Origin of the sequence: Pseudoalteromonas sp. Z1A6, assembly GCF_011378745.1 — a bacterium.
GTDB classification, from domain to species: Bacteria; Pseudomonadota; Gammaproteobacteria; order Enterobacterales; family Alteromonadaceae; genus Pseudoalteromonas; species Pseudoalteromonas arctica.
Genome location: NZ_WTKW01000147.1, coordinates 1 through 10,107, shown reverse-complemented (window position 1 = coordinate 10,107; position 10,107 = coordinate 1). Strand labels below are relative to the sequence as shown.

The window sequence follows — 10,107 nt, the reverse complement described above, 5'->3', positions numbered from 1 at the left end:
AATCGTTTATAGCAAGGAGACTCCATCGGTAAATTTTTTAAGTCTTTTTGGACTGATATATAAAGCGAATATTTTGGGTTATGAGTGCTATTAAATTGTTATGCGATTGAATAAATAAGCAATTGAACTATTGATAATAGTTAATCGTATTACAAAAATTATTCCTGCTTTATGCCGATTTTGCGCTTAATTCAGGTATTATTTGTACAACAAGGTTTTTAAGACATTATATATGACTCAATTAAGTGCCAAACAGAACATTCAATCGATTGTTAAAGCAATTAAGGCAGAGGAAGCATCACTTCGTCAAAAGCACCCGTTACTTGCACATCAAAATACCTTAGGGTTAATTATTTTATTGCTATCGCTTAGCGCACTAATTGGTGTTGGTGTTTTATATTATTTAGCCATCATACCTGCTTGGGTATGCATAGTACTTGCGGCTATTGCTGCATCTATTTCCCATGAGTTAGAACACGACCTTATACATAAACAATACTTTAGTAACCAGCCATTTATGCATAATTTTATGATGCTAACAGTATGGTTAATGCGGCCAAATACTATTAGCCCGTGGTACCGACGTAAAATGCATTTACACCATCACAGAACCTCAGGCACACAACAAGACTTAGAAGAGCGCTTGGTGGGCAACGGTATTAAAAACCCATTCTTACGTGCGTTAGTTATTATGGATGGGTTATTAGGGTTAGTTATTTCTACTAAACGTTTTAGAAAAGAAATTAATGGCTTTAGTTTTTCGAGTGTTTTTAATGCGGGATTTCCGATAGCGACTGCGTATTTTGCTGTTTTATACAGCGTTATTGTATTTCATATTGTTGATTTATTTATACCACTTTCGCTAAATTCGCCTAGCTGGTTGTTAAGTACAATGAATGTGTTCGAATTTTTAATGGTTGTGCTCATTGTTCCTAATATTATTCGCTCAAGCTCGCTTAATTTTGTTACCTCAAGCATGCATTACTATGGCGGCGTTAATAACATGCTTGAGCAAACTCATGTACTAACGAGCCGTTTATTTATGCCGTTTCACTTGTTTTGTTTTAACTTTGGTAAAACGCATACCATCCATCATTTTGTGCCAAATCAGCCGTTTTATTTACGTCAAATGCTAAGTGAAAAAATACTTAAAGTAATGGCGCAACACAACGTGCGCTTTAACGATTTTGACAGCATAAAAAATGCTAACGCATTTAAATAATTACCCCCAACATAAGGGGAGGTTCTACATTGCTATTCTTATTTTATGATCTAAACACATATAAAAAATAATTTAGACGCACCACGTTATGCTATTAGCTTAACGTGGTATTGCTGTTTTATTTAAAACATCGGATCATGTTTGTAGCACTTGCTCAACGTTGAAAATCACTCTCAAAAATTAAAAATCTAACCGAATATACAAATGAACCGGCGAGCAATTTTTTATATTTTAAAAATAATGAATCGATACTGCCGGTCTTATATCTCGATTCAATCTTCATAAGCATTAAGGATTTAAATAATGGAAATTACTGGAAGCTGTTACTGTGGTGAAATTAAATACCAAGCAAAGTCTCAAAATAATAATGCACTTGTTTGCCATTGTAGCGATTGCCAACGTATGTCGAGCGGCCCATTTAGAGCCGTTATAATTGCAGAGCCAAATTCGGTAGTATTTACCCAAGGTGAGCCAAAAGAGTTTGTTAAAACAGCGCAAAGTGGTAACAAGCGTGCGCAAGGTTTTTGTGGTACATGTGGTACAACACTTTATGCAACTAACGAAGTTAAAACTGACCGTGTATATGGCTTGCGTATTGGTGCGGTTGATCAGCGTGAACAGTTTACGCCAACAGCACAAATTTGGGCTAAATCAACATTGAGCTGGTTGAGCGGCTTACACGAAGTACCTGCGTTTGATACAACCCCACAAAACTAGTTAGTTGGAGTTATTAGTAATACTGATCAAAAATCACTTTTTTAGTAAGCGGTTTGAAATTTATTTTACCAAATGACTGTCTACTTATAAGTCAGTCATTTGGAGAATAACATGTGTAGTTCACCTAAAAGCAGCCGAGCAGTTAAAAAAACAGCCATTAGTTTTAATGATGAGCTTACTCAAGAGCAGCGCTTGCGTTTTGCTGCAAAGGCTAATTTAGCACAAGAGCGCCGTGAACAGCGCGAAGCGACTAATAAACGCTATGAGCAAAAACACACGAGCAACAAAACTTCGTCTGGTTTATTTTCGTGGTTACAGCAACTAGTTAACTGATTTAGCTAAAGTAGTGTTTTTACCACTGCCTAAACCACATAATGCACACAGTACTCCGGCAATAGCGCACAGCCATAATGGCGCAGCCCAACTTCCTGTAGTCGTGTGTAATGCACCAGCTAGCATAGGACCAATAGCCGCGAGTAAATAACCTACGCTTTGCGACATACCTGAAAGCGATGCTGCTTGTTGCGAATCATCGGTTCGTAAACTAATAAACGACAACCCCAATATAAAACATGCTCCAGAGCAAAAACCCAGCATTAAGGTCCACACAAAGGCATAGTTAGGCATGTAAAGCAGCCCCAATGCACTAAATGCACTGAGCATAGCTAAAATAAAGCTAAGCGCGCTTTGATCTTTTAATTTTGCCAATAGGGGGATTAATATTAAACCCGGTAATGCAGTCGCAATTTGAAAAGCTCCATGATAAGCACCCGCTTGCGTAGCACTTTGGCCTGCTTCGGTTAATATGCTGGGCAACCACGTAATAATTATATAATTTAAAAAAGAGTTTAAACCCAGTAACAAGGTAATTTGCCATGCTAGTAAATAGCGCCATACACTTTTTGACGTGTCAGTGTGTTGAGCAATACTCGCGGGTTTTGTGTGCTTACTTAATTGCGAGATCCATACAATAATACTCGCCAGAGTAATAAGAGCTGATGAGCCCAGCGCAAGTTGCCATCCTAATCCGTTTAACTGACTAAGCGGAAATACCAAAGTGGAAAACCCACCCGATACCACGCCCATAGTAAGCACGTAGGCTGAGGTCATTAACGCAACCTTTGCAGGAAAGTCGCGCTTAATTAAACTTGGTAATAATACGTTTGCGATGGCAATACCTACACCAATAATAGCGGTGCCTACAAAAAGCATGGCTGAGGTATTTATTACCCGCGCTGCAACCCCCGCAAGTATAAATAACAAAGCCACAAACAAGGTGCGCTCTAGCCCCTGCTTTTTAGCAAGAGTTGCGGCCATTGGCGATACAACCGCAAAGGCAATGAGTGGCAATGTTGTTAAAAACCCAGCTTGCGATGCGCTAAGCCCAAAGTGATTAATAATTTGTTCAAGCACAGGTGCAATACCTGTAAATGTGGCGCGTAAATTTGCGGCAATAAGTAATATGCCAAGCACAAGTAATATGCCAGCAAAGCGTGATTTAGGTGTGTTATTTAACAAAAGGGAAGACCATTAAAGCTAATACTTAATGGGCGCTAGTATAAAGGCTTAGCAAAAACTATAATTTAGAGATAATGACATTAAATAACTAAAAACAGACAAAACTATGTTTGATGCAATTGGCTGGGACGACATTAAAAATTTTGAAACTATGGCGCAGCCCATAATAGCCAAAATAGAGCACGCCCATGCAAGTCACGAAATACCACTACATACCCATCCTAAAGGGCAGTTAATTTTAGCGCTGCATGGTTATGTAACATGTGAAGTGTCGGCAAAAATGTGGATGGTGCCTACGCACAGTGCAATTTGGATCCCTGCACAAAAGGTGCATAGTAATAGGGCGTCTGATAACGCAAAGCTTTGTCATTTATTTATTGATAGTAGTAAAAACGGTATGCCGCTAAATACCTGTACGTTAGCTATTACGCCGTTAGTTAAAGAGCTAATGTGCGAGTTGTCTGCGCATAATCAGCACTATACTTTAAATAGTAAAACAGCGCGTTTAGCGCAGGTGTTATTTGATCAACTTATTGAAATGCCCGTACAGCCACTGGATTTTGTATTATCTAAAAATGAGGTAATTCAAACTATGAGCGATCAGCTTATAAACAAGCCAAACAATCGAAAAACACTACCACAATGGGCTAAGCAGTTTGCATTAACTGAGCGCACATTAGCGCGGTTAATTAAAAAAGAAACCGGTATGACATTTGGAAAGTGGCGTACGCAATTACATATAATTACAGCCCTAAAAGCGCTTTCAGATAAGCAAAGTGTGCAGCAGGTGTCGGAGTTACTAGGGTATGAGTCGGTGAGTGCATTTATTACTATGTTTAAAAAGGTAATGAAAAAGTCGCCCATGAAATACATGAGCGACTTAAATCAATTAAATTGGCTTAGCCTTTAAATCAGTTTAGCTCTTAAATAAGCATTACCACGTATAAGTTGCCGAAAGCATGGCGTTACGTGGTTTGCCAGGGAAGTATCTGTCGCCGGTAAAACTGGTGTAGTCGGCGCGCTCTGCATAAGCTTCATTGGTTAAATTAATAATGCGAGCAAGCACTTCAAGGTTATTAGTAACTTGCCACTGAGCGCGCAGGCTTAAAACATCATGCCCTTGGTATTTATTTAAGTTTTCTGGGTCGGTGTAGTAGTTACCAACGCGGTGCCACTGCAAAGCAAATTGCGCGTTGTTTAATGCCTGCCAGGTTAAATCGAGATTAGCAATATTACGCGGCGCGGTATCTATGTCGTTGCCGTTTATATTTAAACCGTTAAGTATTTGGTTGTTAGTATAAGTATGCTTTGCGTGAGTGCCTGCAAAGTTAAGCGCAAGCGACTTTGTGAGCTGGTAGTCAAGTTCAAGCTCAATACCGCGATGGCGAGAGCTGCCATTATTTACCGTAAAAAAGTCACTATCGCGGTAAATCGTATTGTGTTTACTCATAGCGTAAACCGACACGCCATAACGTAGTTTTTCGTAAATCCTTTTAATACCCAGCTCTGCGTTATTGGCTATTTCGGCGCTTAAATTTGCAGTGGTTTGCTCGCGTTGTAATTGGTAGAGCTCAGCCGCTTGTGGCGCTCTGTAACCGCGAGAAAAGTTTGCATAAAGCGTGTTATTTGTATTGTACTGATAACTAACCCCAAGCTTTGGCGATAGATTACTAAAACTATTTTTTCCACTTTCAGGGCGGCTGTATCGGCAGCCACCAAAGCCGCATTCTGTTCCATCGTCTTTTGTTCTGCCTGCTAGCATATTATTGGTGTAGTCGTACTGCATATGCTCGTAGCGCACACCTGCGGTAAGTAACCACTTATTTAATTGCCAATCAATAGATGCAAAAGGGGCATAAAGCGTGGCGTTTACATCGTAATCGTAATGCTTACCTTGTGGCACTGTAGCAACTAAAAATGCAGAACCTTGAGTGGGCTCATTTTGGCTTTGAGTAAAGTCGGCTTGCGTGTATTCGCCATCAAGCCCTAGGTTTACTTTTACATTACGTTGTAAATTATGTTGATAAAGCGATTGCACACCAAAGCCGGTTTGACTGTTTTTTTCAAGCGGTGTGCCGGGTAAAAAGTGCTTAAAAAAGTCCATGCTTTGGTCGCGAAAATATAACGTAGTAGAGAGCACATCATCGTTATTTAATTGCCATGTTGCATTGCTCCATGCTCTAAATGCGCGTGCTTTTCTAAATGCGTCTGGGTCAAAGTTTTTTTGCGCGAGGTCTTCGTTTTTATAACTTTCAAAGCCTGTAATAAATCCAGCTGTTTGCTGATCGAGGTTTGTGTAAGTAAGCCCTGAAGTTAGTAGTAAATTATCATTTGAATAGCGGTGGCGAATATTTACTTTTTGTTGCTCTACGCTTTCATCATCACGGTAACCGCTGTCGTCGGTAATGCTTGCGTTAATGCCTATACCACTGTTGCCGTAATCTTGCCCTGCGCGTAATTTATAACGAGCATAACCGTATGAACCGTAATCAATGCCAACTAAGCCGCCGCCTTGTGTGGAGTCGGGCGTTATTACATTAATAACACCGTGCACAGCGTTTGAGCCATAAAGTGCAGAGCCAGGGCCTTTTAGCACTTCAATGCGCTGCGCCATTTCGCTGTGCGCCTCAAATAGCTCGTTTATATTACAAAACCCAGCGGCTCTCAGTGGTATGCCATCTTCTAGAGTCAATATGCCACCACAAGCGCCTGCGCCCGAAAGCACTTGTGAGCGAAGCGCGGGTAAATACTCCTGGCCATTTCCGCGTTGAATATTAGCACCTGCTACACGTTGTAGAGCTTCTTCAATATGGGTAGGCGCTATACTATTTAGCTGCGCTTGCGTTAGTGTGCTTATTGATAAAGGAAGTGGGGTAGATAGCGCTTCAATACGTGATGCCGTAGTTGTTATGGTTTCTATTGCATCGTTGTTTTGATTATCGGCAAACGCAGTGTGGCTAAAGGGTAATAGCAGCGGCAAAAAATAAGGTTTCATACATTCCTTGAAAGTAATCTATATTGCATTACCTCTATAATATGAGGTTTTAATGTGCTTTTAAACTCGTTGCGTTAAAGCGTACGTAACCTATAAACCCGATACGTAATTGATAAAACAAAACAAGCCACAGCAGGAAACACCAAAGTAAGCACTTGGTAGTGTTCAAATAAAATAAAGCCGATTACACCACCTAATAAAAAGCCCGCAATAATAAGTAAAAACATAACGCCTTTACGCGTATCAAATTGCTCACCTTTAAGTGCTTTTCCTATCATTAAACCAAGGTCAGTAAAAATACCCGTTAAGTGTGTGGTACGAACTACTGCGCCACTGTAATTAGTCGCTAACGCGTTTTGTAATCCACAAGCAGCAGATGCGAGCGTAATGCCATAAACATAAGATTGATTAAGTAGGTAGGCACTTGCTAACAGTAAAGCGCCTTCAATAAATAAGAGCGTGTCGTAATGCCGGCCAAGTTTTAATGAACGCCCTGCAAGTAAAAAACCAGAAAGCGCAGAGCCCAGCATAAAGCTTATTAGTATGCTCAATAACAGTAAAGCGGCTGAAGTACTGCTCATTAGTTTAATACCCAACAAAGTGACAGAGCCTGATAAGTGCGAAATAGCCTGATGTTCAAATCCTAATAAGCCAACAGCGTTAACTATGCCCGCTATAAATGCCAGTGTAAACGCGCCATATTCAACCCACTTTGGTAGTTTTGTAAACATTGGTTATCTCTTAATATGTGCAGAGTTAATTATTGAGCTTGTGCTTTAAAACGCTTTATTTGTTCATCAACTAATTTTGTATCAATTACGCCACGCTTAAAAGCAATATAAGTAGGAAATGTAAACTCATTTAATTGCCGAGCATAAATGTTTTTATATTCTTTTGAGTACCACAAACCCGCTTGATAGTTAGTTATTGCATATTCAACGCGTTTTTTTTCAAGTAGCTCAAAAGTGTCTTTAGTTGAAAGTGAACGAAGCAGATTATTCTCATCAAGGCTGTACTTTTTAGCGATAATTTTGGGAAGAATAACACCGCGTAACATAGCTATAGCGGCTTTTGATAAATCATCAATAAGCAGATTATCTTCATTTAACGTGAATAAACCAAACTTAGTGGTATGCAAAGGCTCGCTAGTAAAGTCTAAATATTCTGTACGCTCTTTATAGTTGGCCAATGAGAAATAGCAGTCGTAATAGCCCAGCTCCATCTCTTTTTTAACACGCGCCCAAGGTAAATGAACAACGTCAATTTTGAGGTTTAAGTTTTTTTCAATAAACTTAATGTAATCAATATCTAAACCTGTAAATGTATCGGCTTTTTCATCGTAAATAGTAAAAGGCGGGTAGTGGGTTGTTACGCAGCGCAGGGTTTTACTTGGCGCTGCAAGTAATAACGAAGGTAAAGTTAAAGCTAAAAACAGGAATATTGCGCGCATAAATATAAATTCGATATCTTTTAAAGTACATAAATTGAACGCCAATTATACAGTTACTGAGCTTAATTGCATTGATCTAAGTATTTTTACCTAGCGTATAAGTTAAATTTTGTGAGAAACATCATGTTTAACCCAGAGCAGCAGTCACGTATTATCGAAATGGCGTGGGAAGATAGAACCCCTTATGAGGCAATAGAGCAGCTATACGGATTAAAATACCCGCAGCTGGTGGTATTTATGCGAGACAATGTTTCAAAAGGCAGTTTTAAAGTGTGGCGCAAGCGCCATGCAGGGCGTAAAACAAAACACTTAAAATTACGCGATCCCGCTATTATGCGCAGCCATTGTAAAACTCAATATAAACAACGTTAAACGAGGAGTGGGTGTTTCATACGATGTTCATCCATGTTTGTTAATCTTTAGCTATTAACTACGCTAGAGATTATTTATGAGAGCACCTATACACACAGTACTAATAGCATTGGCTTTATTTTCAATAAGCGCAGACGCAAAACCGCATAAAGATAAACATGGTCATAAACACGGCCATAAAAAGCATAATTCGCATAAACATAACGACGATGACTACCTTTCTAAAAAAGAGGCAAAGCAGTTAATTCGCGCAGGTTGGACGCCACCAGGGCTAAGTAAAAGCTACCACCGAGGCGACTTTTTAGAGCGCGATTTATATAAACGAGGTAGAGTTATTGAACGCTCTAGAGATAATGGTACAGTAAGCATTGAGATAGACCGTACAGTTATTCACATGGTGCACGACACCCGAGAAATACTTTCAATTTTAAGTCGCTAAATTAACTTTATAAGGATATTAAAATGCTCATTGCGCTGGCTATAATTATTGGCTTTTTTTTACTGGTTACCCTATTACCTATGTCGTACAGCCAGCATTACTTAGTGCGTAGCTGCGACTTTGTGCGCTTACAGGTATTTTATATTGCCAGTTTTGTAGCTGTTACTTCGCTGTTTTTATTATGGCAAAGTAGCGCAATAGGTTATGTATTTATAGCCTTAACCTCATTACTTATAATGATTTTACAAGGTAAGTGGATTTACCCGTATACGTGGCTTGCTAAAAAAGAGGTGCAAAGTGCACCTAAGCATATTGATCATAGCATACGAATTATGTCGGCAAATGTACTTATGTCGAATCATAAAAGTGAGCAGTTAATTAGCTTGGTTAACGAGCACCAACCCGACTTACTTATCACGCTTGAAAGCGACAGCTGGTGGGAAAATAAATTATCAGTTATTAAAAAACACTATCCGTATTTTATAGAATGCCCTAAAGACAACCGCTACGGCATGCACTTATACAGTAAATTTAAAATACTCGATGCCCAAATATGTGAGTTAATAGAGGACGATATTCCTTCTATTCATATACTGTTTGAAAACGACGAGGGCCTTAAAATGCAAGGGCATTTTATTCACCCCGCACCGCCAAGCCCAACGGAGGAAGACTCATCGCGCCCACGCGACTCAGAGCTAATAATGGTGGCTAAAGCACTTAAAAACCCAACTCGCCCTACCATAGTTGCCGGTGATTTAAACGACGTAGCATGGTCGCGCAGCACGCGTTTGTTTATGCAAATAAGTGGCTTTTTAGACCCTCGAAAAGGCCGTGGTTTTTATAACACATTTCATGCAAGTTACTTCTTTATGCGCTGGCCGCTTGATCACTTATTTCACAGCGAAGGCTTTAAAGTAAAGCGTATTAAGCGTCTTGCTAAATATGGCTCTGATCACTTTGCACTACTTACTGAGCTTTCTTATGAGAATGCCAATCAGGAGTCACTAGAAGATAAACCCGAAGATCTAAAGCATGAAGAAATCCAAGAGCTAGCTATGAGCAAGGCAGATAAGCGAAAAGTGCCAAAATTTGACGAGTAAACATCAGATGTAGCGGTATTTATATAAAGTACTAAATTACTAATAGTTGAGGCCGACTTGTGTTGAATTGCGGAGTGCTGAATTATTACTGTGCTCTTTGGTTTAGACTTTATTTTTAAAATACATATTTGCTTTATTAGAAGTAGACAATGCTAAAACTCTCGAAATAAAGACTGGCAGTTAACTCTCCTTGTTTGTATTTTAAGTTATTTACAATAAGCGTTAACTTTTTAAAACTTTAGGTTTTTAATTATATGTTTGAGTATTTCAGGCTTACTTTGCTGGTTTTAGGCG

Annotated in this window: 11 protein-coding genes; 7 read left to right on the top strand and 4 right to left on the bottom strand. The window is 39.4% G+C overall.

What is annotated here, in order from left to right; translation table 11 throughout:
* The first annotated feature begins 232 nt into the window (after positions 1-232).
* From GQR46_RS10795 to GQR46_RS10785, 3 genes are all read left to right on the top strand, one after another.
* Complete coding sequence (locus tag GQR46_RS10795; protein ID WP_165740955.1) at positions 233-1,222, top strand: fatty acid desaturase; 990 nt, start codon at positions 233-235, stop codon at positions 1,220-1,222.
* A 303-nt stretch (positions 1,223-1,525) separates the two neighbouring features.
* On the top strand, positions 1,526-1,939 hold the full coding sequence (locus GQR46_RS10790; protein WP_165740954.1) for a GFA family protein: 414 nt from the start codon (positions 1,526-1,528) through the stop codon (positions 1,937-1,939).
* 111 nt (positions 1,940-2,050) lie between these two features.
* Positions 2,051-2,272: a hypothetical protein gene (locus GQR46_RS10785; protein ID WP_165740953.1), complete on the top strand. Its 222-nt coding sequence runs from the start codon at positions 2,051-2,053 to the stop codon at positions 2,270-2,272.
* Here the strand turns inward: GQR46_RS10785 and GQR46_RS10780 are convergent.
* A complete protein-coding gene (locus tag GQR46_RS10780) occupies positions 2,261-3,457 on the bottom strand; it encodes an MFS transporter (protein ID WP_165740952.1) in 1,197 nt (398 codons plus the stop codon). The two genes, GQR46_RS10785 and GQR46_RS10780, sit on opposite strands and share 12 nt — an antisense overlap.
* Before the next feature lie 106 nt (positions 3,458-3,563).
* Here GQR46_RS10780 and GQR46_RS10775 point away from each other — a divergent pair, with 106 nt between their 5' ends.
* Positions 3,564-4,367, top strand: coding sequence for a helix-turn-helix transcriptional regulator (locus tag GQR46_RS10775; RefSeq protein ID WP_165740951.1), 804 nt, complete (start codon positions 3,564-3,566; stop codon positions 4,365-4,367).
* 24 nt (positions 4,368-4,391) lie between these two features.
* On the opposite strand, the gene GQR46_RS10770 is transcribed toward GQR46_RS10775, so the two are convergent.
* The 3 genes from GQR46_RS10770 to GQR46_RS10760 all read right to left on the bottom strand — a co-directional run bounded on the left by GQR46_RS10770 (position 4,392) and on the right by GQR46_RS10760 (position 7,902).
* Positions 4,392-6,452: a TonB-dependent receptor gene (locus GQR46_RS10770; protein ID WP_165740950.1), complete on the bottom strand. Its 2,061-nt coding sequence runs from the start codon at positions 6,450-6,452 to the stop codon at positions 4,392-4,394.
* A gap of 74 nt (positions 6,453-6,526) precedes the next feature.
* Positions 6,527-7,183 (bottom strand): YoaK family protein, encoded by a 657-nt coding sequence (locus GQR46_RS10765; RefSeq protein WP_165740949.1) that lies wholly within the window; start codon positions 7,181-7,183, stop codon positions 6,527-6,529.
* Between the two features lie 29 nt (positions 7,184-7,212).
* Entirely contained in the window at positions 7,213-7,902 is a 690-nt protein-coding gene (locus GQR46_RS10760; protein ID WP_165740948.1) for a transporter substrate-binding domain-containing protein, read from the bottom strand.
* Between the two features lie 123 nt (positions 7,903-8,025).
* On the opposite strand from GQR46_RS10760, the gene GQR46_RS10755 reads away from it, so the two are divergent.
* From GQR46_RS10755 to GQR46_RS10745, 3 genes are all read left to right on the top strand, one after another.
* Positions 8,026-8,274, top strand: coding sequence for a TIGR03643 family protein (locus GQR46_RS10755; RefSeq protein WP_024612353.1), 249 nt, complete (start codon positions 8,026-8,028; stop codon positions 8,272-8,274).
* Between the two features lie 76 nt (positions 8,275-8,350).
* On the top strand, positions 8,351-8,713 hold the full coding sequence (locus tag GQR46_RS10750) for a hypothetical protein (protein WP_165740947.1): 363 nt from the start codon (positions 8,351-8,353) through the stop codon (positions 8,711-8,713).
* A gap of 23 nt (positions 8,714-8,736) precedes the next feature.
* On the top strand, positions 8,737-9,813 hold the full coding sequence (locus GQR46_RS10745; RefSeq protein WP_165740946.1) for an endonuclease/exonuclease/phosphatase family protein: 1,077 nt from the start codon (positions 8,737-8,739) through the stop codon (positions 9,811-9,813).
* Positions 9,814-10,107: the final 294 nt, after the last annotated feature.